Source organism: Bacillus cereus group sp. Bc010 (genome assembly GCF_027716745.1).
Taxonomy (GTDB): domain Bacteria; phylum Bacillota; class Bacilli; order Bacillales; family Bacillaceae_G; genus Bacillus_A; species Bacillus_A pacificus.
In genome coordinates, this window is the sequence record NZ_JAQFUY010000003.1 from 205,099 (window position 1) to 230,645 (window position 25,547).

The window sequence follows — 25,547 nt, forward strand, 5'->3', positions numbered from 1 at the left end:
ACTCATAGAAAAGTGAAACTTGTACCAATCCTAGTATGAATCTAAGAATTTTTACATATTTTTCATCAAATGAACCATTCTTGTAAATTCCTATGCACCAAGCAGAACATTCGTTTCGTTTTTTCTACAATAACGTAGTGAAAACTATCATTCTATTCTTTTTTTTCTTCTGCTCCTAATTCTTTCGTATACGCCCCTACTTCTAAGTCAATTAATACCTTTTTACCTGGCTCAATTGTTTTTAAGATAAGTGGATAAGCTTCCATACGTTTTGCGAAATTTTGAATCGTAGTGCTCACTTCATACCCTTCATTCATATATAAAGTAAGGTGGTCTTCATTCGCATTTGTCGGTGAATAACGAATTTCAGAAATAGACCTTAAAATAGTTGGTGTTAATTTTTCAAGCTCAGCAATTAACTCCTTCATTTTCTCCTCTTTAAAAGGTTCAAAAATTGGCGCTGCAACAGGAAGTTTTCCGTTCGGGAGTACATCAAGTGTTTTCCCGTTCTCTAATAACGGTTGTAATTTCCCATCTTTGTTTATATAACCAATCGTTAAATATTCTTCAATATGAACGTCAATTTTATTTGGAAAACGCTTCTTTACATTTACTGCTTTAATTTCTTTTCGTTTCGTTAAGTTTTCTTCTGCTTTATGTGCTGTCACTCGGAAATAACTTGTATCATATGTCACACCTGATTCCTTCATCACTTGTTCATCTGTCATATAATGATTTCCAAACACGCTTATCTTTTTTATATTGCTAAGCGGAGACCGAAAATAAATTAAAAAGAGCACTAATAAAAATAAAATTGATATGTATAGAATCAACCGATGATTAACATTTTTCTTGTTTTTTTTCTGTTGATTTTTTAACTTTGGTACACGATCCTGTAGTTTAATCACTTTACTATTTTTCATGTACGATCCCCCTACGTAACATAAAGAACGGCATGTTCCTCATGCCGTTCTTATCTTCTTATTATAACATAAATGATAATGAGCGGAACGAATAACCGTTATCTTCCAATGATTTCTACTTCTGTATGCATTTCTACGCTAAATTTATCCTTGATTGTTTGTTTTACTAATGCTATTAAAGATAATACATCTTGCGCGCTAGCTCCACCAGTGTTAATAATGAAGTTCCCATGCATTTCAGAAATTTGAGCTCCACCTATTTGATAACCACGAAGTCCCGCCTTCTCTATTAAATCTCCTGCAAAGTATGGAATTGGATTCCGAAACACACTTCCTGCACAAGGGTGATTCCATGGCTGTGTTTCACGGCGGTAATCTTTATTCTTTTGCATGACACTTACAATTCCCTCACGCTCTCCTATCTGTAATTGAAACTCAGCTTCCAAAACAATACCAGGGCGTTTCGTTTGCAATACAGATGTACGATAGGAAAACTCCATTTCTTCATGCGTTAACCAGTCAATTGTTCCATCTTCAAACAAAATAAGAGCTTTTGAGAATATGTTTGATATATCCGATTTATGTGCTCCTGCATTCATATACACTGCACCGCCAACACTTCCTGGAATACCACTTGCGAACTCCAGACCAGCTAGCCCTTGACGACTAAGTAAAGTTGATAATTTAATCAGGGGATACCCACCACCAACTCTTACTCTATGTTTTTCGACTTCTAAGTGGTCTAATCCTTCTCCTAAACGAATAACGACACCTTCTATACCTAGATCAGATACAAGAAGGTTCGAACCGCGACCAATTACAGTCCACTTTGTTTTATATTTCTTTACTAACTGCAACGTTTTTTCAATACCGGCAACATGCTTTGGCACAATTAAAATATCAGCTGGTCCACCTATTTTCATAGTTGTATAACGTGCTAACGGTTCATCCACTAACACACGACCAACATTTGCTTCTATAAGCTCATTTACTAATTGCTCCATAAACAATCTCCCCCATACTAAGCATCCTTATTACAGTAGTATGCAGGGCGTTCACCTAACGTTATTTTTTTACAAGCTTATTCATGACTTCATACAGCTTATTTGCTGCATCTGGAATACCTAATTGCCCAGCAGCAAGCTTCATATTTTGTAATGTTTGTGCATCTAATAGAATCTCATCAATATCACGAATAAGTGTTTCAGCTGTTAAATCTTTTTCAAGCAACATTTTTGCTGCTCCTTTATCGACAACAGAACGTGCATTTTTTTCCTGATGGTTATTTGTTACATAAGGACTCGGAATTAACACACTTGGCTTACCTAACGCTGTTAATTCTGCAAGTGTTGTTGCTCCAGCCCTTGAGACAACCAGGTCTACACCGGTAAGTACTTCTGGCATATTATGAATGAAAGGTTTAATAATAACATTATTCGGATTCCCTTTTTGCTTCACTGCATCCATCACTTTGTCGTAATGAACTTCACCTGTTACATACAATATTTCGTAACTTTTATTTCCAAACTGTTCAATTGCCTCTACGAAAGCATCGTTAATTGGTCTAGCCCCACGGCTGCCACCAAAAATAAGCACGGATTTTTTAGGAAGAGATAAACCTACTGAACGTTTTCCCTTCATTCCATTTTGATCCATTACTTCTGACGCTCTTGGGTTTCCTGTCATGACCACTTTTGACTGCGGAAAATGTTCTGCAGCCGCTTCAAAACAAACTGCAACTTTATCAACATAGCGGCTTAAAAATTTATTCGTTACACCAGGTACACTATTTTGTTCATGTACAATAGTTGGAATACCTAATTTTGCCGCAGCATATACAACAGGTCCACATACGTATCCACCTGTTCCAATTACAATATCTGGATTGAAACGACGAATATATCGTTTACTATCTTGTACACCTTTTAGGAAACGCATCACCGTTTTCACGTTATCTAACGATATTTTACGCTTAAATCCACTTATAACAATAGATTGAAACGGTATACCTGCTTTGGGCACGATTGTGCTCTCTAATCCATTCTCCGTACCAATATATAAAAACCTTGCTTCCGGATTTAATTTTTTTATTTCTCTTATTAAAGCAAGAGCCGGATAAATATGACCTCCAGTGCCCCCACCACTTACTAATACACGCACTACTAACTCCTCCGCTTCTCTTTTTCTTATTACAGTATTTATTTCTATATACATATTGTTTCTTCGTACACATACGAAAAACCCTGTCTTATAAAACAGGGTTTAGTAGCGAGAATGGCGACTTATATTTAATAATACACCTACTGCCATTAACATTAATGTCAAACTTGATCCACCATAACTTAAAAACGGCAAAGTAATACCCGTAACAGGCATCAATCCTGTTACAACACCAACATTAATCATTACTTGAATCGCAATCATCGCCACAATACCTACTGCTAAAAACGTACCATATAAATCTGGCGCTCCTAAAGCTATACGAATCCCACGCCATAATAATAGACTAAATAATAATAACACAAATGAACCACCAATAAAACCTAATTCCTCGGATAAGATTGCAAATATAAAGTCTGTTTGCGGTTCAGGTAAATAAAGAAACTTTTGTCTACTTTGTCCAAGTCCAAGCCCGAATAATCCACCTGGTCCAATTGCGAGTAACGATTGAATAATTTGAAATCCACTTCCAAGCGGATCTGACCACGGGTCTAAATATGATGTAATACGTTTCATCCGATACGGTGCTGATGCAATTAGCCCTACAAATCCTGCTACACCAAGCAAACCAAACATTGCAAAGTGAAAGACCCTTGCTCCTGAGATAAATATCATAATGATACATGTCCCAACCATTACCGTTCCTGTGCCAAGGTCCGGCTGTAACATAATCATTCCGAAAGCAAGAAATACAAAACCTAGAGCTGGTAGTAAACCACGTTTAAAAGAGGTAATTAATTTTTGTCGTTCCGCTAAAAATTTCGCTAAGAAAATAATCATCGCAAACTTCATAAATTCGGACGGTTGAATGGAAAATGCCCCGATTCCAATCCAACTTCGCGCTCCTCCTCGAACAAGACCTACTCCAGGAATAAGAACGAGAATAAGAAGAATGAAGCAAACTAGCAAAATTACTTTTGAATACGTACGCCACACCCAATAATCAATTTTCATAATAAAAAACATAGCCACTACACCAAGACCTGCGAATAGCAATTGCCTTTTTGCAAAAAAGAATGAGTCCCCCATTTTATAAGAGGCCCAAACCGCACTCGCACTATAAACCATAATCATTCCGATTGTTAACAACGCAAGTGTAACGATGATGAGAATAAAATCAGGCGTTTTCTTCATTACCCATAAACACCACCTCTTTAGGCAGAAACTTTTGCCCTATGTAACAAAACATCAGTAGGTGTTAGCCTACTGATGTTTTGATTTACTTTATATAAGTTTATGCACAGCTTGTATAAAAATGTCTCCTCTTTCTTCAAATGTTTTAAATTGATCCCAGCTTGCACATGCTGGAGAAAGAAGAATTACATCGCCATCTGTAGAATGAGCATATGCTTTCACTACAGCTTCATCTAAAGTATCGACACTTTCAATTGTATCTAATCCCGCTTTTTCTGCAGCTCTTACTAATTTTGGAGCTGTTTGTCCAAATGTTACAATCGCTTTAACATTTTTGAAATACGGAATTAAATCATCGAATTCATTTCCACGATCCAGCCCACCTGCTAATAACACAGTCGGTTGTGTAAACGCAGATAAAGCTTTCTCTGTCGCTAACATATTCGTTGCTTTTGAGTCATTATAAAACTTACGGTTGTTTATAGTTGTTACATATTCTAAACGATGTTTTACACCTGTAAAACGTTTTAAAACTGCCGTAATCGCTTCATTAGAAACACCCAATAATTTTGCGATACTCATCGCTGCTAAAATATTTTCTAAATTATGTTGACCAGGTAAAACGATATCACCTACTTCAACAACTTTTTCACCTTTAAAATAAAGAGCATTATCTTTTATGCACGCACCATCTTCAATTTCTTTCGTTGTTGAGAACAGTACTTTTTGACCTTTACTATAAGCAGATAAAGCCATCACATCTGCATCATCTGCATTTATTACACTATAATCATTTTCTGTTTGGTTTTTAAAAATATTTGCTTTTGCTAAGCCATATTCTTTTTTCGTCCCATGATAATCTAAATGGGCCTCAAATAAATTTAAAAACGCAGCAATTTTAGGTTGGAACAATTCTACTCCCATCAATTGGAACGATGAAAGCTCTGTAACTACAACTTCATTTTCTTTTGCATCCTGTGCTACTTCACACGCAACAGTTCCAATGTTCCCTGCAATTACGGGATGCTTTTGTCCTTCTTTTAGCATTTCAAATGTAAGCATTGTCGTCGTCGTTTTACCGTTAGACCCCGTAATCCCAACAAATGGTGCTTCTGAAATACGATATGCTAATTCAACTTCCGTAACAATTGGAATTTGCTTTTCTTTCGCAGCAACTAATATTGGATTAGAATACGGGATTCCTGGATTTTTTACTACAAGAGAAATATTTCTCTCTAATAATTCTAAAGGATGACCACCGCATACAACATCCATTCCTTTTGCTTGTAATTCTGCAGCAAGTACATTCTCTGCTAAAGGCTTTCCGTCATTTACAATAACATTTGCCCCTAACTTTTGTAACAATGTAGCTGCTGCATAACCACTTTTTGCAATGCCTAATACAAGAATATTCTTATTTTGAAATTCAGTTACAGTTTTCAATTACATCCACACCCCGATATAAATTCCTAACACAGCTAATAAAAATCCTACAGACCAAAACGTCACAACAACACGCCATTCTGACCAACCACATAATTCATAATGATGGTGTAATGGACTCATTTTAAAGACACGTTTCCCTGTTGTTTTAAACGAAATAACCTGAATAATAACCGATAAAGTTTCCATTACGAATACTCCGCCAATGATTACAAGTAGCAATTCTTGTTTTAATAAAATTGCTACAGCTGCAATGGCTCCACCTAAAGCTAATGAACCTGTATCTCCCATAAACACTTTTGCTGGATTCGCATTGAATACTAAAAATCCAAGTACAGCTCCTACAACTGCCATACAGAATATCGCTACTCCAAATTGCTCTTGTGCCACAGCAATAATACTAAATGCTCCAAATGCAATAGCAGCTGTTCCTGATAATAAACCATCTAAACCGTCAGTTAAGTTAACTGCATTCGATCCACCAATAAGCATAAATAGTACAAGTACAAAATACGCCCAACCTAATTCAAACTTAACATCCGTTCCCGGAATCATGATGTATGTGTGGAACGCTTGCCCTTTTCCAATTAAAAAGAACGCAATAGCAATAACAAGCTGACCTACTAATTTTTGTTTTGATGTTAAACCAAGATTTCTCTTCTTAACTACCTTTATGTAGTCATCTAAAAATCCAATCAATCCGTAACCAAATGTCACTAATAGTAATAACGATACCTCTGCACCTAAATGATTAAACTTAATCGCCATAATAAGTGAAGTTACCATCATAGATACGTATATGACGATACCACCCATTGTCGGTGTCCCTGATTTTTTTTGATGTGATTTTGGTCCCTCATCACGAATACTCTGTCCGAACTTTAATTTTCTTAAAAATGGAATAAACAATGGCGAAAGGGCAACAGAAATTAAGAATGCTACCCCAGCCGTTACTAATAAACCTTGCTCAAGCACATGTAGTCCTCCTCTCACGTTGTTACTCTTCGTTGTTTAAACGCTCTGTAATTGCTTCTTTAGCGATTTCACGATCGTCAAAATGATGAACATCTTTACCAATAATTTGATATGTTTCATGACCCTTACCAGCAATAATGATGATATCTTCAGCTTTTGCGTTAGCAATTGCATGGTATATCGCTTCTTTTCTATCAATAATTACTTCATAATTATTTCCATTTGCACCATGTACCATATCATCTAAAATAGCTCCTGGCTCTTCACTTCTTGGATTATCTGAAGTGTAAATAGCGTGAGTTGCATATCGTGTTGCAACACTTGCCATGATTGGTCTCTTCGTTCTATCTCTATCACCGCCACAACCGACGATGCAATATACGTCACCTTTTGCAAACTGTTTTGCTGTTTTCAATACATTTTCTAAGCTATCTGGTGTATGTGCATAATCAACAATAACTGTATAATTTTGTCCACCATCAACCACTTCAAAACGTCCTGGAACTCCAGCTAGTTCCTTTATTACATCAATGATTGTTTCTAAACTTACACCAGAAACAAGTCCTGCCGCTGTCGCAGCTAGTACGTTATATACATTAAATTTCCCAATTAATTTCATCGTAACATTTACACTCTCATACGGTGTTACAAGCGTAAATGTAGTTCCACCACTTGTCATAACGATATCTTTGGCCATAACATCACTTGTTGTATCAATTCCATACGTTACAACAGTTGCTGCAGTACTTCTCATATATTCCGCTGTTACAGCATCATCGTTATTCAATACCGCGTATTTTTCACGATTATGATTATAACTATTGCCAAGTTGCGCAAATAGCAACCCTTTTGCATGTTTATATTCTTCCATCGTTTTATGATAGTCTAAATGATCTTGTGTTAAATTTGTAAACACTGCTACATCGTAATCACATCCGTGTACACGGCCAAGATCTAAAGCATGTGACGAAACTTCCATTACTGTGCTATCCACACCGTGTTCAACCATTTTTGCAAACGTCTGTTGAAGTGTTAGTGCATCTGGTGTTGTATTTTTCACCTCAAATGTTTCATCACCGATTTTCATATTAATCGTTCCAATTAGCCCCGTTTTATGACCATGTGCGCGCATAATCTCATCCATAATATGCGATGTTGTTGTCTTTCCATTTGTACCTGTAATACCGATTAAATGTAACTTGTGTGTTGGTTGACCATAAAAATAATCAGCTAAAACCGCTAACGAACGAAAAGTATTTTTCACAAGTACAACTGGAACGTCAACATCAATTGGTCTTTCCGCAACAATAGCAGCCGCTCCTTGTGCCGCTGCTTGCTTAGCAAAATCATGGCTATCAACCGTATATCCTTTCATACATACAAATAAGCTTCCTTCTTTCACTTTACGTGAATCAGCTTCTATAGATGTGATTTCTGGATTTTCTTTTGGAACAACTGGAAAATCATGCAAACATGATACAAGTGTATGCAACTTCATTTCACTAAACCCTCTCTACATTGTGTATTTATCTCTTTTATTAATAAGCAACACGTTACCTCCTAATTATGTAAAATAGGAGGTAAGTGCTACTCTGTCTAATAAATAGACCTATTTATAACCGAGACTCTTGCGGTCTCAAATTAAGTAACTCTTCTATAAAGAACTCACTTCCACCAATTGTACCATAAAACGTACTAGGTTACCTTTAATTCCCGAAGTAAATTCTAATTTTTGAGCCTTCTTTCACTTTAGCTCCTGCTTCTGGGGACTGTTTAATGACTTTCTCTCCATCTCCGCTTATATCAAGCTTCAAATCGACGAGTTGCGTCTGTAAGTCTTTCTTTTTCATACCAATTAAATTCGGAACTTCCACAGTTGGTGTATCGCCCCATTTATATTCTCTCTCAACTTGTTCTTTTCTCGGTTTCACTCCCATAACAGGAAGTGCATCCCGAAGAATATTCCCAACAATTGGAGCCGCTACTACTCCACCAAATTGCGTTACACCTTTCGGATTATCAACAGCAACATATACAACAATTTCTGGATCATCTGCTGGAGCAAAACCGATAAAAGATACAATATAATTATTCTCTAAATATTTACCATCTTTCACTTTTTGAGCCGTACCTGTTTTTCCACCTACACGATACCCATCAATGAAAGCACCTTTACCAGATCCCTTTGCTACAACATTCTCTAATGCATACCGAACTTTTTCTGAAGTTTCCTTGGAAATAACTTTTCTTTTTGCTACAGGTGTCTTTTTACTTACAACTTGATTGTTTTTCGGATCAATAAATTCTTTAGCTATATACGGTTGATACAATGTCCCACCATTTACAGCCGCTGCTACTGCCGCTACTTGTTGGATTGGCGTAACAGAAACACCTTGACCGAATGAAGTTGTTGCTTGCTCAACTGGACCGACTTTGTCTAAATTAAATAAAATCCCACTACCTTCACCTTGCAGGTCAATTCCGGTTTTTTGTCCAAAGCCAAAATTACGAATGTATTTAAATAATCGGTCTTTACCAAGGCGATCACCCAGTTCAATAAATCCTGGGTTACAAGAGTTTTGAACTACTTCTAAAAACGTTTGGCTACCATGGCCTCCTGCTTTCCAGCATTTCAATCTAGCTCCACCAACTTCAGCTGCTCCATCATCATAAAACGTATCTTTCTCTAAGTCTACTAAATTTTCATTCAAAGCTGCGGCTAACGTAATAATCTTAAATGTTGAACCAGGCTCATACGTACTCCATACTGGTAAATTTCTATTGTACACTTCTGGAGAAACACTTTGAAAATCTGCTGGATCAAAGCTCGGCCGACTCGACATACCTAAAATTTCACCATTTTTCGGATTCATCGCAATCGCAATCATACCATCTGGATTATATGTCGACTCTGCAATATTCATTTCTCTTTCCATAATTCTATTAATACGTGCATCAATTGTTAAGCCTAAATTCAAACCAGCTTCTGGTTTTTTGAAATCATCGCCAACATTAGGCATCCTTTGCCCTTTTGCATCTGCAAAAAAGCGCACATGACCTTCATCACCATTTAGTTCTTTATCATAATATTTTTCTAGTCCCATAAGACCTTGGTTATCACTACCTGCAAACCCTAATACGTGTGATAAAAAGTTGCCAAATGGATAGTACCGGATAGAGTCCTCTGCGATATAAACACCTTTCAAACTTAATCCTCTTACCTCTTTCGCTTTATCATGTGATATTTTCCTTCCGCCTTTATCTAACCTTACAATTGATTCTTTTTTTGTAATTCTCTTATAAATCTCATCTTTTTCCACACCTAATACTGCAGCTAACTTCTCTGCAGTCTCTGCTGGTTTTTCAATTTGCCTCGGTACAACAAAGACAGTTGGAGCACTTTTATTCGTAGCAAGTTCCACACCATTTCGGTCTAAAATCTTCCCACGTTCAGGTTCAAAAGTAATATTACGACTCCATGAATCTTTCGCACGATCCGTTAACATATTCCCAAGAAAAAATTGCACATATCCAAGACGAATATCGATGATAGTGAAAATAAGTATACCTGATATGAGTATAAAAATAAGTCGTTTTCTAACTGTTACATTTGATACACGCATATTGGAACAAGCCTCCCTTACGCCTAGCTTGTTCCAATATATGCTTGTACTTATTTAATTAGAACTTCTTCTCTTTTACCATTACGGCTTTTCTGCTTCTTGTTGTGGTTCAAGTGGCGGTACAAGTGTTACACCTAACTCTGTACCAGGTTGCAACAATGTTCCTTCTGGTACACTTTGTTCGGTTACATATCCGGTACCAGTAGGTTTTAGGTTAAGCTTTAATGTTTTTGCTAAATTCATAACATCACGAAGTGCCCAGCCTTGTATATTCGGCATTGTAGGTTGATCTCCCACTAAGAACACTCGATCACCCTTCAATGTTTGTTCGGTTGCTTTCGGTACTTGTTGCTGCACTTTCCCTTCACCTAATACGATTGGACGAAGTTTTGCTTTATCAATGGCTTTTTTCGCTTCTTCCATCGTTTTTCCCGTTACATCTGGAACAGCAGTTTGCTGCTCTTTCACATATTTCTTCGGATCTTTCACTTCATTAGGCTTAATCTTTAAATACTCTAAACTATTCTTCGTTACATATTTAAAAATATCAGCTAAAGGTTGTGCACCACTCTCATCATCTTTCAATTTTGGCTGTTTAACAGCTACATACACAACAAGTTGCGGATCATCCATAGGTGCCATACCTAAGAACGAGAATATATAATTCTCTCTTCCCGTCATATAGCCTCCTTTTCCATCCGGAATTTGCGCTGTTCCTGTTTTACCACCAACTGAATAGCCATCAACTTTATAAGCAGTTCCTGTTCCTTTCGGCGATGTAACAACGCGTTCTAATAACTGTCTTACTTGCGCTGCTGTCTCTTTTGTCACCGGTTTGCCCACTTCTTCTGGCTTATGTTCTAATTTTACTTCCCCTGTTATCGGATTTACAATTTTATCAATTGTATAAGGTTTCATCATTTTTCCATCGTTCGCAATAGCAGTTGCAGCTTGTACAAGCTGAATTGGTGTTACAGTGGAGCCTTGTCCAAAAGCTGTCGTTACTTGCTGTATTTGCTGATCGAATAAAATGGTATTTGAACCTTCACCAGATAAATCAATATTCGTTTTTTCATCTAATCCGAAAGCATGGATATACTTTCTGAAACGGTCTGGACCAAGTTTTTGATCACCTAAAATAGCAAACGCTACGTTGGAAGAGCGCTCTACCCCTTCATCAAATGTGATAGATCCCCATCCAGCACCGCCATTATGATCTTTTATTTTGCGGTTCCCGACTTGATATGTACCAGACTGATAATAATCTTGTCCCTTATACACACCTTCATTTATAGCTGCTGCTAGCGTGAAAATTTTCATTGTTGATCCAGGTTCAAATGCATTTGCAATTGCATCATTATAATAATACTTATTATTTTCCTGGTTCGGATCATAACTAGGTTTACTAGACATCGCTAATATTTTCCCTGTTTTTGGATCCGCAACAATTCCTATTAAGCTTTCTGGTTCATAATGTTTACTCGCTTCTTTCATTGCGTCTTCTAGATAACTTTGAATACGTTGGTCAAGCGTTAAATAAACATTATCTCCATTTTTAGGTGCCTTTACATTCACTTTTCCACCGTCAAGAGATACTCCTCTACGGTCACCTGTATAAGCTACTTTTCCATTAGCAGCACCTAAATACTTATCCAAACTCTTTTCTAAACCAAATTGTCCTATAGCAATTCCTTTATCATCAGGTCTCGCATGACCTACAACATAAGATGCGAAATCACCATTTGGATACACTCTTGCATTTTCTGTAATAAAAGATATACCTGGCAATTTCAATGCTTCGATTTGTTCCTTCTGTTCTTTCGTCAAGCCTTTACCTAAATTCCCAAATTCTACTTGACTTCTACCTTCTTTATTTAACGTATCTAAAATCTTCTTTTCATCTTTTCCGAGTACGCCCACAATTTTCTTGGCGGTATCCTCTTTATTCTCAACCGGCTTCGCACCTTTTAGTTCCGCTACAAGTTTATAAGAGTTTGCATCTTGCGCTAACACATGACCGTTTTGATCATAAATCGTCCCGCGATTTGCTTCGAGAACTCCTGTTTTACTATGTTTTTGCTGAGCGAGTTTATCCAAATCCTGATTATGCACTGTTCCTGTCGCTTGTATGTAAAAAAATCGGGCTAATAACAGCAAAAAGAGCAGGAGGAATAAAATCATAAAATACCCTGCTCCCTTATTGGTATGAAATTTAGTCATATCTCTCTTCATTTTCCCTTCACACCTATTGCCTTATTTGAGGCCTTTCACATTATTCGCATTAATTTCTAGCCCGTGTTTTTTTGCAACTTCAGCGATTCGTTCATAACGACTTAACTTCTCTACTTCAGCCTGTAATTCTTGATTTTCTTTTTGCTGCTGTACAATTTTTTGTTCTATTGTCGCAGCTTCTACATTAACTTGATAAAGGCCTGCTTTATTTCCAATAAACGCTACACAGGCATACAATAAAAAGCCAATAAACGCTACATACAACAGTTTTTCGATTCTTGTAATCTTCGCTTTAGCTTTTGGCTGAACCATCTGCTGTGGGGGCGTTTGAATCTGAACCTCTTCTTGCGCTTGTTGCTTGTACTTTACAGCTAAGTTACTCATACCTCTCTCCCCTTTTTATCGTTTTTCAGCGATTCTCAATTTCGCAGAACGCGCTCGATTATTTTCTTCTAACTCTATATCAGAAGGTAAAATCGGTTTTCTTGTAATAAGCTTTAATTTCGGCTTAAACTCATCAGGAATAATTGGTAATCCTGGTGGCAATTGTGGCGTTGTACTATTTCGCTTAAACGTCGTTTTACAAATACGGTCTTCTAAAGAATGGAATGTTATAACACTAACTCTTCCGCCTGGCTTGACCATCTCAATTGCAGATTCCAACGCTTCTTCAAATACTTTCAATTCATCATTTACCGCAATACGGATCGCTTGGAACACTCGCTTCGCAGGATGTCCACCCGTTCTACGAGCAGGAGCTGGAATACCCTCTTTAATTAGTTCTACTAATTCCCCTGTCGTTTCAATAGCTTTATTCTCACGATACGCTTCAATTTTTCTTGCTATTTGTTTTGAAAATTTCTCTTCGCCATACTGGAAGAAAATTCTTACAAGTTGTTCATATGACCAACTATTTACAACATCATAGGCTGTTAATGGGGCATCTTGATCCATTCGCATATCTAACGGTGCATCATGATGGTAACTAAAGCCACGCTCTGGTGTATCTAATTGCGGGGATGAAACACCTAAATCAAATAAAATACCGTCTACTTCTGTTATACCTAATTCCTGTAGTTTTTCAGATAGATAACGGAAATTACTCTTTACTGTTATGAACTGCTCACCGTATGAAGAGAATTTTTCTTTCGCATTTTGAATTGCTATCTCATCTTGATCAAATGCGATTAATCTTCCGCCTTCAGTTAATTGGGATAATAAATAAGAACTATGTCCTCCTCCCCCCAGTGTACAATCTACATATGTACCACCTGGCTTTATATCTAAGCCATCTACTGTTTCTTTCAAAAGCACTGTTACGTGATTAAACATTGTTGCACCTACTCTTTTTCCAATTAATTATGTTGAATGTATCTCCTCCTCTAAACGTATATTTCACGACTAGAGAACGAAATACTATGAAAGAACGACTCATTTAACTTGCCTACAAAGGCAGCATACTATACAAATCGCTATTTTCTTTTATTATATACTAAATTTTATCATCTTTTGCGGGAATTTAAATAAAAAACTGTCGAAAAAGATAATAATACGTTTACATTTTGTGCTATTTTGTCATATATTTAAGTATCCTGCATAATTACGATATTAGCTTTTTGAAAATTAATAATTCAGAAAAAAATCACTTCACAGTAAATTCAACGGGATAAAAATAAAATCCTGCTCCTAAGAGCAAGATTCTATAGTTTTATAACGTGATGTTTTCCATTCCAAGAAAACGGGTTTTCCATTACACGATCAACGAAATCCAAACCGAACTGATTTAAATAGTAACATACATTCCACACACGCTCTTGTGGCGCTCCCAATGGACGGATTGCAAATTGTATACGACGGAATTTATTTAGTTCCACTTCATGTTTTTTCTCAACATTTCTTTTCAACATTCTTTCCAACAGTTCAATTTGTTCATTAATTTTGAACTCATTTTTCTCCGCAAACGAACTTAATCCAGGATCTATTTTCTTCACAAACTGTTGTAATGACTTATGAATATCAATTATTTCTTTTTTCGCCTCTACAAATCGTTCATCTATCGGTTCCTCTATTTGATTAGATAACCAGTTTTCACGCAACTTATCTACGTTATTTAAAAACGGGTCACTCTCTTGCAATTGTAAATCATGTAAATCTGTCGCTATATCCCTCTCAATATAAGTGATTGTAATACGAGGAACGACAGGCGGCATCCGGAAACCGATAGTATGGAAGACTTGTTGTAATTCACTCCAGTAAGCTAATTCCCCTGGACCTCCAATAAACGCCAACGTAGGAAATACATACTCTTGCATAAGAGGGCGCGTTACAACATTATTACTAAAGCGCTCTGGGCTTCTTTCCATCTCTTCAATCAATTCCTCATATGAAAAGGAATACGTCCCATCCTTCCCAACAAACTTCCCTTGATTATCTTCAAGCAACACTCGCTCATTATCAATTTCCATGAATATATGTACTGCATTAGACTTTGTTTCAATAATTGGCTTATACCCTAATTCTTTAATTACTTCCTGTTGGTTATGAAGCCCCTCTTGCACTTCTTTATACTTACTTATAATTTGTTTAAAAAACGGCACTTCTAATTTTCTTAATTCAGGATGATGCGAATCGACAAGAATTAAACCAGAATTTATGAACATTTTCATAATAAGGTGACCAAAGAAATCTACATACGTATTCGATTCCCCTAAAGAATCATCAATAAATTGCAGTACATCCTTTGTAAAATTCGTTTCAGGGTATGTTTTAAAAATTTCTTCAATCCACTTTCTACAGTCTTCCAAAGAAAGCTCAGACTCTGAAGCACTCGCCTTTTTCGGATTACGATCATGAAAAATGGTCTTTTTTATTTTTTTATTCTTCGTTACAAAAGTATGATTAATTTCATCCATATCATGGTCTTCACCAGCAATCCAGAAAACAGGAACAACTTTAACGCCTAAACTTTCTTCCTTTTCCTTCGCAAGCTGTAAAACTGAAATAATTTTATGAATCGTATAAAGTGGTCCAGTTAATAACCCAGCTTGTTGTCCAGCTATAACAACATATGTATCTTCATCTCCAAGCGCTTTTACATTTTGAATTGTAGCTTCTCCCGCTTGTAATTTTGTATTATATTCTAATAAATGCGCTACTAAATCTTGGCGGAAAAACTCCCTCTCACGCAAATCTTGTACACGCTGTTTAAAAGCATCTTCTGTTAACATATAATCAAAACACGACTGTATCTCTTTTTTACCGTTCATATAGTCCGCTACAACACCTTGTTGCGGAACAGAGATTTCTTTTATCTCCATATAATTCTTCCTTTCGTATCCTGTTCTCTCACCAATCCACATTGTAGTCAATGTTTCACGTAAAAGCAAAGAATTACACTTATACTTTTACTTCTAACCCTTTTATTGCATCGAACAAAAATTGAAGTGTCGGAACGGATCGTTGCTGTTTCTTCGCTTCTTCTAATACATATCCAACAATCGCACCAATCTCTGTTTGTCTATTCGCCCTTACATCTGCCAACATAGATGATGTATTATGAGACGTTCTTTCACATACATGACGTACCATTTCCCATACCATTTCTTTTTCTTCTTTAACGAGAAAAACGACCTCCTGGAATACTTGCTCCATCATCTGATTAAAAAACGGGTTCGTAATCAATTCTCCGTTCTTGACCTGTAATAATGCCGTCAATGGATTGATACATACATTCACTACTAATTTTTTGTGCATAACACCCTTCCAATCATCTTCTATTCGAATTGGAAAATGCGGAAAAGGAAAGCAATTAAATATTTTTTCAAAATGTATAGACCGACCGCGCACGATTCCAAACTTCGTTACACCTATCCCTGTATGATAAACGGTATGTCTTTCTTCTTTTTTTGCACCATGCTCTACAATTCCAACTGCAATATTTTCATTCTCTATTTTCTGCATAGCATGAAGGTGTGACATTCCGTTTTGCAAAAAGACTACTGAGGATTTCCCTCGCACAAAAGGTAGTATGTCAGTTATATGATATTGCTTAACAGCAATAAATATATAATCTAGCTGCTGGTCTAGCATACTTTCTATTGGTAATACTGGCGGGAATACCGTTTCACGTTTCCCCTCCCTAATACAAGTTACACCCGTTATATTTAATTCGTCAGCCTGCTTAGCTGTCCTTGTAAACAACGTAACATCTTGATTACTTTTTTGTAAATAAAATGTATACAATAGACCAATAGCTCCTGGTCCCACAACTCCGATTTTCATTTTCACGTAAGGAACTCATCTGAACACGATACACAAGTCCCTTTTTCCCCTCCCCTTTTATTCCTCAAACACTCGATTCGATTCGTGTGGAATCATAATTAACTAAAGATGAACAAATGCCACCTCTTCTTCCAATATGTATAGACTACTTATTACTATGCTTCTACTCTTAGTTTAGCAAATCCTCAAAAAATAATAAAAGAAATACACTATCATCTTCATAAAAATAAAAAAATGAGTTATAATATTATTATAAATATTTTCACTTTTCTGCATTCAATGAGACAAAAAGGATGTGATGTTATGGGATTCCCAAAAGTTGAGCGCTTGCTCATCAATTATAAAACATTAGACGAGTTTAAAAAATTTAAAGGCTGCGGAGCTCAAGAACTATCCATGTTAGAAGAATTACAAGCAAACATTATTGAAAACAATAGTGAATCTCCATTTTACGGTATTTATTATGGTGGATCACTCATTGCACGTATGAGTCTATACATGAAAAGGAACGGCGGGGAACCATTCGAAATTACAGGTACTTACCTAGAACTTTATAAACTTGAAGTATTACCAACTTTCCAAAAACAAGGATTCGGAGAAATGCTTGTAAATTATGCGAAGGGACTACAGTTCCCAATTAAAACGATCGCACGTATCCATTCAGCTGGTTTTTGGGATAAATTAAATTTCCAACCTGTGTCAGTACCTGATGGTGATTTTTACGTTTGGCACCCAGAAACAAATTTGAATACGGTTACAAACGAAGAGTCTGCATAAGAAATAAAAAAACAGCTACATAGCAGCTGTTTTTTTATTTCTTTAACTTCTCTAATTTCCCATTCGAACGAGCGCTATTTCTTTCCGCTACCATTACACTTCTTTTTTGATCGATATAATCAAGCAATGTTCTATATTCTTCCTCATATACTGATAATCGCTCCAACAGGCTCTCTTTCTCTGTTTGTAACGATTCAATTTGCTGTTGCAACACCACTAAAGAGTTTTCATCTTTATAATTTTGCAAGAAATCAATAACATCATTCAATGTAATTGACGTAGGTTCTAATACCTTCGTCTCTTTCACTTCATAATTTTCCACTTTACGCAGTTGCTTCGCTTCTTCAATACGTTCTTTGTATTGCTTTCTAACGTAAGAATTCCATCTAAAGCCACATGCTGCTGGTGTACGAGATAAATGTCTTCCCACTTCTTTAAAGGCAGATAATTGCGTTCCACCTTCTCGAATATGCCGGAGTACTACTTCTGCCAGAAGCAAATCTTCATCATCAGTCCAAGCATCTTGTCTTGTTGTCGCCATCTCTCTAGTCCTCCCTATGCATTTTTTATTAAACATATGCAGTTACTAGAAAAGATAGAATACAACAAATGAAGAATAAGACAAAAAAATAAACGTAGAAGATATCTTCTACGTTTATTTTCCCGCAATTACTTGCTGATTACTTCTTTACCTTTGTAAGTACCGCATGCTTTACATACACGGTGAGCTAATTTCGCTTCACCACAGCTTGGGCACTCTACCATACCAGGTACTGATAATTTGAAATGCGTACGACGCTTTCTTTTTACTGTTTTAGAAGTTCTTCTAAAAGGTACAGCCATTCTTCCCACCTCCTTAAAAGAAATAGTTATTTTCATATGAAGGCCTGAACCAGTCTTCCGATTATTTGTCAAAAAACTTTGCAAGTCCTGCCAATCTTGGATCAACAGGCTTTTCTTTGTCTTCTTCCGAAATCACTTGCCAGTCTTGACCTTGCGTCGGTGCTCCACCAGAAACATCATCACTGAAAATTTGCATTGGAATCTCCAAAAGTATATTTTCCTTGATTACGGGCAGTAAGTCAAGTACTTCTCCTTCTAAACAATGAATTTCAGCTTCAGTTTCAAATTCTTCTTGTGAAGTTTGGAACACCTCAGTTGTTTTAATGTCAAATGGTAATGTCACATCTACTAAAGAGCGAGAACATGGTAAAACCATGCTTCCAGTTATATGTAGATGGAACGTAAACTTACCGGAGCCAAAATCAACTCTTCCTGTTACGTGAACAGGATTAATTTCACGAATATCTTTCTCGACCTCTTTTAGCTCACTTACATCTACCATCTCATCCAATGTCAATCCTTTATTTCTCAATTTATTCAATTGATGGATGGACCATTTCATATCATATCACCTCAAGGCAACAAACAAAATTATAGCTAGCCATTTTATATTTGTCAATGTTTTTTCTTTACACTATAATGAAGTCATCATAGTAAATAATATATAGAGTATCACGTTTTTCAAAAAGATGCTACATCGAAAGGAGAGATTACCATAAAAGCCAGTGGTATTGTTGTTGAATATAACCCTTTTCATAACGGTCATGCTTATCATGTGCAACAAACAAAAAAGTTAACACACTCTGATATTACAATCGCTGTTATGAGTGGCCCTTTTTTACAACGTGGTGAGCCAGCACTCGTATCCAAATGGTATCGTACCAAAATGGCCTTAGCATGCGGTGTAGACCTCGTTGTAGAGCTTCCTTATGCCTTTTCAACGCAAAAGGCCGAAACCTTTGCAAATGGCGCTATTTCTATTTTAAACGCCCTACACGTTTCTGAAATTTGTTTCGGCAGTGAAGATGGACAAATCGAAAATTTTTATAACACCATCTCTGTGCAGAAAAATGAAGAAGAGACTTTTAATCGTCTTGTAAAGCAATTTATGAACGCAGGTAATAGTTACGCAAAAGCTACATCTGAAGCTTTCCTACACATTTTATCTTCTGAAAAAAATATAGACATGTCACAACCAAATAACATTTTAGGCTTCCAATACATAAAAGCAATTCTAATGCAAAATAGTTCTATGCAAGCACAAACGATAAAAAGGTTCGCATCTCATTATCATGATGAAACATTTAACGACCAACATATTGCAAGCGCAACAAGTATTCGCAAACAACTTTTTAGTGAAAATAGTTCCTTTACAGAAATTGAGCCTTTCATCCCAAAAGCGACTGCTTCTCTTTTAGCAAGTTATAAACAAAACTACGGGACATTACATAATTGGGAACAATACTTTTCATTTTTTAAATACAAACTTATGACAATGTCTCCAGAAGACTTACGACATATATATGAAATTGAGGAAGGGTTAGAGCATCGTATTTTATCAAAAATACAAACCAGTTCCTCCTTCCATTCATTCATGGAAGCGTTAAAAACGAAACGTTATACGTGGACTAGATTACAAAGAGCTTGTACACATATTTTAACAAATACAACAAAAGAAGAAATACATTGCGCAAATATAGAGCAACATGCACCATACATTCGTCTATTAGGCATGTCACAAAAAGGACAAACGTACCTTTCAAAAAACAAGAAAAAAATAGAGCTTCCAATCCTTACCCATACAAAAACATTTGACCATCCTACTTTACACATAGATCGAAAAGCCAATTCTGTATATTTCTCCATCATACAAGAACCATTACGAACACAACTACTAAAACAAGATGCAACACATCACCCAATTCGTTACGATGAAACAACTGCAAAATTCCTATAAAAAAATCTCTCTTTTCAGAGAGATTTTTTTATTTCTTCCCCATTTTTTCCAAATACATTAATGCATCATCCAACGTATCAACTGGCACAACTTTCATTTTCGTTTTAATATCTTTCGCAGCCTCAAGTGCATCTTTATAATTCGATTTCTCCGCACCTTTTTCATTTGGTGCAAAGAACACTTCAGCACCAGCATCACTTGCAGCAACCACTTTTTGCTGAATACCACCAATCGGGCCAACTTCTCCCTTTTCATTGATCGTCCCTGTTCCAGCTATTTCATGCCCTCTTGTTAAATCATCTTCCACCAGTTGATTATATATTTCTAATGTAAACATTAGGCCTGCCGATGGTCCGCCTATTTCATGAGAGTCAATTTTCACTTTCGGATCTACCACTAATTCTCTTTCCGTAACGATAGAAACACCTATACCAACACGTCCATTTCCATTCGGAATAGTCTTTACATTTAAATTTTCTTTTAACTGTTTCCCATCCCTCTTGTACTCAATATTTACTGTATCTCCTTCTTTTTTCCCTGTCATATATTCAATAAATTGTTCTGTCTTTTCAAATGTTTTTCCGTCGACGGCAATGATAACATCTCCAAGTTTAAGCTTTCCTTCTGAAGGCATCCCTTTCGCTACACCAGCAACCAACACACCTTTATTTTCAAAAGAAACAGTACGATTTGCACGTTTATAGGCATTATAAATCGCTGCATTTTGCGAATCTTTCATTGCATAATTTTGGCGAAATTGATATTCTTCATCACTTTCACCTTTTTGCAATATTTCTTCCGCTTTTGAAATATGTGTATATTTATTAAACTGTGCCGCTATTAAATTCACTACATTTGCCGGTCCCATTGAAACCGTAACAAGCATAAAATCACCAGATTCTTTTGTTCCCCCTTCAACTTGAACGTAAGGCTCTAATTTGGCAGCCATTCCTGGTTTCGTTACATAATACGGCAGGCGTACATAAACAAGTAACATTGCCAATATAACCCCTATTAAAATTGCATATATAAACCGAAAACGCTTAAACATTATGTTTCTCCTTCCACTGCTCAATTAATAAATGAATATTTGCAACATGCTTTTCCGCTTCTACCTCTCCAACTCGAATAATGTCTTCAATGTTTGTAAAAGCCCGGGAACTAAATTGTTCTACAGCTGGGCGCATCATTAAATCAGATGCAATTTGCCGATTTATCACAAGCTCATGTTGCATAATTTCAATACTCTGCATAATTACATCATAAATAGACGTAACCTCTCCATTTACTTTAATCGGGGATACATCAACAGCAATGACAATATCGGCACCTAACTCTTTCACAACCGATACTGGGATGCGATCAATTACTCCGCCATCTACCAATAATCGTCCATCTATTTTCTCTGGCACAAACACTCCAGGTACAGAAATACTTGCTCTCACCGCCTCTGCAACTGGACCACTTGTAAAAACTACTTTTTCCCCCTTTAAGATATCAGTAGCCACAACAGCCGTCGGGATATCTAATTCTTCTAAATTTTTATTATATGTAAACATTTTAATCATATCTTTGACACGTTTTCCAGAAATAAATCCCATTTTCGGAACCGTAAAATCTAAATAATATTTCCTCTTAAAAACATTTGCCAGTTTATACAGTCTTTCAACGTTTGAACTAGCCGCATAAAATGTACCTACCAAAGCCCCCATACTACTTCCTGCAATCATATGAATCGGTATATCATTTTCCCTTAAAACCTTTATAACACCAATATGAGCAAAACCTTTTGCGCCCCCAGATCCAAGAGCTAAGCCAATTTTCGGTTCTTTCACTTTTCTCACCCTTTAATTTTTTTCGTTCCTTTTTCATACTTATGGTCTAAATTCACTACGTATCCACGTATACTGAAATGAACGTTTTTTGGGACAAAGGGGGATTTACTTACATGTATGAAAAATGGAAAACGGCTTTCCTTACCATATCAACACTTTTTTTAACCTTTTCTCTTGTACTCCACCCCCAAGCTGCTTTACAAGCTTCCATTCGAGGGTTAAATATATGGTGGGAAGTTGTATTCCCTTCACTTTTACCGTTTTTCATCATTGCCGAACTTCTCATTAGTATTGGTGTTGTAAAATTTATAGGCGTTATATTAGAACCACTTATGCGACCACTTTTCCGCGTTCCAGGAATAGGCGGATTTGTTTGGGCAATGGGAATGGCTTCAGGCTTTCCCGCTGGCGCCAAATTAAGCGCTAGACTGCGCAAAAGCAATCAGCTAACACAAATTGAAGCAGAGCGCCTCGTATCTTTTACAAACTCATCCAATCCACTTTTTATTTTTGGCGCTGTTTCTATCGGTTTTTTCAATAATCCGAAATTAGGAATCGTATTAGCTGCTGCACATTATGTAAGTAATTTTGCTGTCGGGTTACTGATGCGTTTTTATGGCAATAAGAACATTTCCACGCATGATAAACATGCTACTAAAAAACGCCCTTTTCAAAACCCTTTTTCAATCCTACACGAGACACGTATGCAAGAAAAAAGACCGATAGGAAAATTACTTGGGGACGCTATCGTTTCTTCTATTCAAACGTTACTTATGATTGGTGGATTCATTATTTTATTCTCTGTTTTAAATAAAATGATTACTGTATTTCATATTACAGCATCCCTCTCTTTTATTATGCAACATATTTTATCATTCTTCCAACTAACTACCGAATTTAGTATCCCAATATTATCTGGCATGTTTGAAATGACACTCGGAAGCCAAATGATTAGTCAAATAAATGAAACACCCCTCCTACAGCAAGCTATGGTAACAAGCTTTATTTTAGCATTTAGCGGCCTTTCTATTCAGGCGCAAGTCGCTAGCATATTAGCCGAAACAGACATCCGATTTAAGCCCTATTTTTTCGCACGAATTATCCAAAGTATTCTTGCTCCTATTTTTACTTTTATATTTTGGAAACCATTTTATGAAAAAGTAAGCTCTTTTTCACCTATGCAAAAAGATATCCCTGTCTTTTTATCAAATCATTCTTCTATACTGCATGAAATTTGGACATCTTTTGTACACTACGGACCGATATTTACATTATTTTGTTTATATGTATATGTCATCTTATTATTTTTTCGGAGCAACAAAGAAAAACCCCGTTCACTTTAACGGGGTTTGAAACTTTTCTTTTAAAGCACGTTCTACAACAGGAGGTACAAGATCTACTACACTTCCTCCATATCTCGCAACTTCTTTCACAATGCTCGAGCTTAAAAATGAGTATTGATTGTTTGTCATAATAAAAAAGGTTTCAATGTTTTCATCTAACTTTCGATTCATAGAAGTAATTTGCATCTCATATTCAAAATCAGAAACTGCTCGTAATCCACGTAAAATCGCGTTCGCATTACGCATTTTTGCATACTCAACTAGTAGTCCACTATGTGAATCTACTTTGACATTAGGAATATCCTTTGTTGCTTCTCGAATTAAATCTAAACGCTCTTCCACTGAAAAGAACGGTTTTTTTGACGAGTTGTTTAACACTACTACGTATACCTCGTCAAATACTTTTGCTCCCCTTTTAATAATATCCAGATGCCCAAGGGTAATTGGATCAAAACTTCCCGAAGAAATAGCTATACTTGTCATTCCGTCCCCTCACCTTCATACTTATAAATCGATATCGCTGTAATGCCATAATTTTCAGCTCGCACCTTTACAAGTCTTCCTATAGACTCAGGTAAAACTACATCATTACCATGCTCCGCCATAATTAAACCATCGTTATGTAGCAATCCATGTTGATCCATTACACTAATTAAAGATACAATTTTTTGATCTTTATATGGAGGATCAATTAATATAAGATCAAATGACATTTCACGTTTTATAAGTGCTTTTATCGCACGTTCTGCATCATTCCGATATACTTCAGCTTGTTCCTGTATTCTACAACTTTCTAAATTTTGATGGATTACCTTTATCGCTTTATTGTCTCGATCAACAAAAATCGCTTTATCAATCCCTCTACTTATAGCTTCGATTCCAAGACCACCGCTACCACCAAATAAATCAAGAGCGACACCCCCATCAAAATAAGGGCCTATCATATTAAAAATGGATTCTTTTACTTTATCAGTCGTTGGACGTGTTGTATTACCTGGCACCGCTTTAAGTGGGTGTCCTTTACATTTTCCTGAAACTACTCTCATCTGTTGTCACTACCTTTATTTCAATCTATCGAGCAATTATAGAAAGCCCTTCTCCATTCGGTAACCGCTACCAAACTTTACGATTCCATTCATCTTCCAACGAAGACTAGAAGAACTTAGCTTAAAATAACCACTCTGCATTTTTATGTATTCATCTCACCATTCGCTAACACGAACTATTCGTTTCACTTTATCTTTTTTATCCTATCATAAAATAAAAAAAAGAAAAATAAAAAGCCCAACATAAAATTTAATTTCATCATGTATATCTTCATTTAGATTGGACATAAATAATTATAACAACATCACCTTCGATGTTGTTGCCAACCGCGGAGAAGACTTACGTTTCCCCATAAGTTCTTCCTCCGGTTTCTCCTCTCCCTTTGCCTTCTTACTAGTACATGCTAGTATAAGAAGGGCCCTGCTTTGCAGGGTTTTTTTTCTTTGTATACTTTTCATTTAAAAAGTGAGATGGTACAGTAAAAGAAAGAGGAGGAAAAGATATGATTCAACGCTTTATAGAACTCGGAGAGGGCTACTCTGATTTATATGAATTACTCGAAATTGCCAAAGCAAATCAAGAACGTATAACACATATGTTACAATTTGAAACAATTAAAAATGAAAAAAAAGTGTGCTCACTTGTTGTAATATTAAAACCAACTACTACTGGTGATTTCCAACCATTATACATATGTCGTGAAGGCATTCCTGTACTTGAAAATAAAAAAAGTAAACGCGTCCTTTTATTTGAAGAAACAGCAGAACAACTTGGAAAAAAAGTGACTACCTTTACAGTAAAACCATCCACAACTTTCCCAGAAAAAGAACTGTTTTTCAATCATTTAATTGGTATTTTACGAATGAATAATTTTATTCCTCCAATGAAATAATGTGTTATTTCAAATGAAAAAT

At 36.3% G+C, this 25,547-nt stretch carries 24 protein-coding genes; 4 read left to right on the forward strand and 20 right to left on the reverse strand.

Annotation, left to right across the window (positions count from 1 at the left end):
• Positions 1–152: 152 nt before the first annotated feature.
• The 13 genes from divIB to panE form a co-directional block, all read right to left on the reverse strand.
• The gene (gene divIB, locus PDQ68_RS06420; RefSeq protein WP_000798232.1) at positions 153–923 is read right to left on the reverse strand and encodes a cell division protein DivIB; all 771 of its coding nucleotides are present in this window, start codon (positions 921–923) and stop codon (positions 153–155) included.
• Positions 924–1,021: 98 nt separating this feature from the next.
• Positions 1,022–1,927, reverse strand: a complete 906-nt coding sequence (gene murB / locus PDQ68_RS06425; RefSeq protein ID WP_048550540.1) for a UDP-N-acetylmuramate dehydrogenase — start codon at positions 1,925–1,927, stop codon at positions 1,022–1,024.
• Positions 1,928–1,988: 61 nt separating this feature from the next.
• Entirely contained in the window at positions 1,989–3,083 is a 1,095-nt protein-coding gene (murG, locus tag PDQ68_RS06430; RefSeq protein ID WP_001265415.1) for an undecaprenyldiphospho-muramoylpentapeptide beta-N-acetylglucosaminyltransferase, read from the reverse strand.
• 102 nt (positions 3,084–3,185) lie between these two features.
• Positions 3,186–4,277: a stage V sporulation protein E gene (spoVE, locus tag PDQ68_RS06435; protein ID WP_000753510.1), complete on the reverse strand. Its 1,092-nt coding sequence runs from the start codon at positions 4,275–4,277 to the stop codon at positions 3,186–3,188.
• 90 nt (positions 4,278–4,367) lie between these two features.
• A complete protein-coding gene (gene murD / locus PDQ68_RS06440) occupies positions 4,368–5,720 on the reverse strand; it encodes a UDP-N-acetylmuramoyl-L-alanine--D-glutamate ligase (protein WP_000860122.1) in 1,353 nt (450 codons plus the stop codon).
• Positions 5,721–6,695 (reverse strand): phospho-N-acetylmuramoyl-pentapeptide-transferase, encoded by a 975-nt coding sequence (gene mraY / locus PDQ68_RS06445; protein ID WP_000893058.1) that lies wholly within the window; start codon positions 6,693–6,695, stop codon positions 5,721–5,723.
• A gap of 22 nt (positions 6,696–6,717) precedes the next feature.
• Complete coding sequence (gene murE, locus PDQ68_RS06450) at positions 6,718–8,193, reverse strand: UDP-N-acetylmuramoyl-L-alanyl-D-glutamate--2,6-diaminopimelate ligase (protein WP_000766300.1); 1,476 nt, start codon at positions 8,191–8,193, stop codon at positions 6,718–6,720.
• Positions 8,194–8,401: 208 nt separating this feature from the next.
• Entirely contained in the window at positions 8,402–10,318 is a 1,917-nt protein-coding gene (locus tag PDQ68_RS06455; protein WP_001266225.1) for a stage V sporulation protein D, read from the reverse strand.
• Between the two features lie 81 nt (positions 10,319–10,399).
• A complete protein-coding gene (locus PDQ68_RS06460; protein WP_080444191.1) occupies positions 10,400–12,550 on the reverse strand; it encodes a penicillin-binding protein in 2,151 nt (716 codons plus the stop codon).
• Between the two features lie 21 nt (positions 12,551–12,571).
• Positions 12,572–12,934, reverse strand: coding sequence for a cell division protein FtsL (ftsL, locus tag PDQ68_RS06465; RefSeq protein WP_000067081.1), 363 nt, complete (start codon positions 12,932–12,934; stop codon positions 12,572–12,574).
• 15 nt (positions 12,935–12,949) lie between these two features.
• Positions 12,950–13,882, reverse strand: a complete 933-nt coding sequence (gene rsmH, locus PDQ68_RS06470; protein WP_000481789.1) for a 16S rRNA (cytosine(1402)-N(4))-methyltransferase RsmH — start codon at positions 13,880–13,882, stop codon at positions 12,950–12,952.
• Between the two features lie 368 nt (positions 13,883–14,250).
• Complete coding sequence (gene bshC, locus PDQ68_RS06475; RefSeq protein ID WP_016718324.1) at positions 14,251–15,867, reverse strand: bacillithiol biosynthesis cysteine-adding enzyme BshC; 1,617 nt, start codon at positions 15,865–15,867, stop codon at positions 14,251–14,253.
• Positions 15,868–15,946: 79 nt separating this feature from the next.
• Entirely contained in the window at positions 15,947–16,837 is an 891-nt protein-coding gene (gene panE / locus PDQ68_RS06480; protein WP_000782390.1) for a 2-dehydropantoate 2-reductase, read from the reverse strand.
• Positions 16,838–17,134: 297 nt separating this feature from the next.
• Here panE and PDQ68_RS06485 point away from each other — a divergent pair, with 297 nt between their 5' ends.
• Entirely contained in the window at positions 17,135–17,608 is a 474-nt protein-coding gene (locus PDQ68_RS06485; RefSeq protein WP_000506708.1) for an N-acetyltransferase, read from the forward strand.
• A 34-nt stretch (positions 17,609–17,642) separates the two neighbouring features.
• Here PDQ68_RS06485 and PDQ68_RS06490 read toward each other — a convergent pair whose 3' ends face one another.
• The 3 genes from PDQ68_RS06490 to PDQ68_RS06500 form a co-directional block, all read right to left on the reverse strand.
• Complete coding sequence (locus tag PDQ68_RS06490) at positions 17,643–18,149, reverse strand: RsfA family transcriptional regulator (RefSeq protein WP_000246478.1); 507 nt, start codon at positions 18,147–18,149, stop codon at positions 17,643–17,645.
• A 128-nt stretch (positions 18,150–18,277) separates the two neighbouring features.
• Positions 18,278–18,451 (reverse strand): 50S ribosomal protein L32, encoded by a 174-nt coding sequence (rpmF, locus tag PDQ68_RS06495; RefSeq protein ID WP_001984764.1) that lies wholly within the window; start codon positions 18,449–18,451, stop codon positions 18,278–18,280.
• A 61-nt stretch (positions 18,452–18,512) separates the two neighbouring features.
• Entirely contained in the window at positions 18,513–19,013 is a 501-nt protein-coding gene (locus PDQ68_RS06500; RefSeq protein WP_000872145.1) for a YceD family protein, read from the reverse strand.
• Positions 19,014–19,226: 213 nt separating this feature from the next.
• On the opposite strand from PDQ68_RS06500, the gene PDQ68_RS06505 reads away from it, so the two are divergent.
• Positions 19,227–20,408 carry a nucleotidyltransferase gene (locus PDQ68_RS06505; RefSeq protein WP_001187903.1) on the forward strand — a complete coding sequence of 394 codons (1,182 nt, stop codon included), beginning with the start codon at positions 19,227–19,229 and terminating at the stop codon, positions 20,406–20,408.
• 28 nt (positions 20,409–20,436) lie between these two features.
• Here PDQ68_RS06505 and PDQ68_RS06510 read toward each other — a convergent pair whose 3' ends face one another.
• Positions 20,437–21,459, reverse strand: coding sequence for a SepM family pheromone-processing serine protease (locus PDQ68_RS06510; protein ID WP_000476306.1), 1,023 nt, complete (start codon positions 21,457–21,459; stop codon positions 20,437–20,439).
• Positions 21,452–22,243 (reverse strand): patatin-like phospholipase family protein, encoded by a 792-nt coding sequence (locus PDQ68_RS06515; RefSeq protein ID WP_000662598.1) that lies wholly within the window; start codon positions 22,241–22,243, stop codon positions 21,452–21,454. The genes PDQ68_RS06510 and PDQ68_RS06515 overlap by 8 nt, the downstream gene beginning before the upstream one ends.
• Positions 22,244–22,356: 113 nt before the next feature.
• Here PDQ68_RS06515 and ylbJ point away from each other — a divergent pair, with 113 nt between their 5' ends.
• Positions 22,357–23,586 (forward strand): sporulation integral membrane protein YlbJ, encoded by a 1,230-nt coding sequence (ylbJ, locus tag PDQ68_RS06520; RefSeq protein ID WP_061183953.1) that lies wholly within the window; start codon positions 22,357–22,359, stop codon positions 23,584–23,586.
• On the opposite strand, the gene coaD is transcribed toward ylbJ, so the two are convergent.
• Together coaD and rsmD are read right to left on the reverse strand one after the other, a co-directional pair.
• Entirely contained in the window at positions 23,578–24,069 is a 492-nt protein-coding gene (gene coaD / locus PDQ68_RS06525) for a pantetheine-phosphate adenylyltransferase (RefSeq protein ID WP_000200598.1), read from the reverse strand. The genes ylbJ and coaD overlap by 9 nt on opposite strands.
• Positions 24,066–24,632 (reverse strand): 16S rRNA (guanine(966)-N(2))-methyltransferase RsmD, encoded by a 567-nt coding sequence (rsmD, locus tag PDQ68_RS06530; protein ID WP_001266989.1) that lies wholly within the window; start codon positions 24,630–24,632, stop codon positions 24,066–24,068. Before rsmD ends, coaD begins: the two co-directional genes overlap by 4 nt.
• Before the next feature lie 503 nt (positions 24,633–25,135).
• On the opposite strand from rsmD, the gene PDQ68_RS06535 reads away from it, so the two are divergent.
• On the forward strand, positions 25,136–25,525 hold the full coding sequence (locus tag PDQ68_RS06535; RefSeq protein WP_000616013.1) for a DUF7147 family protein: 390 nt from the start codon (positions 25,136–25,138) through the stop codon (positions 25,523–25,525).
• Positions 25,526–25,547 lie beyond the last annotated feature (22 nt).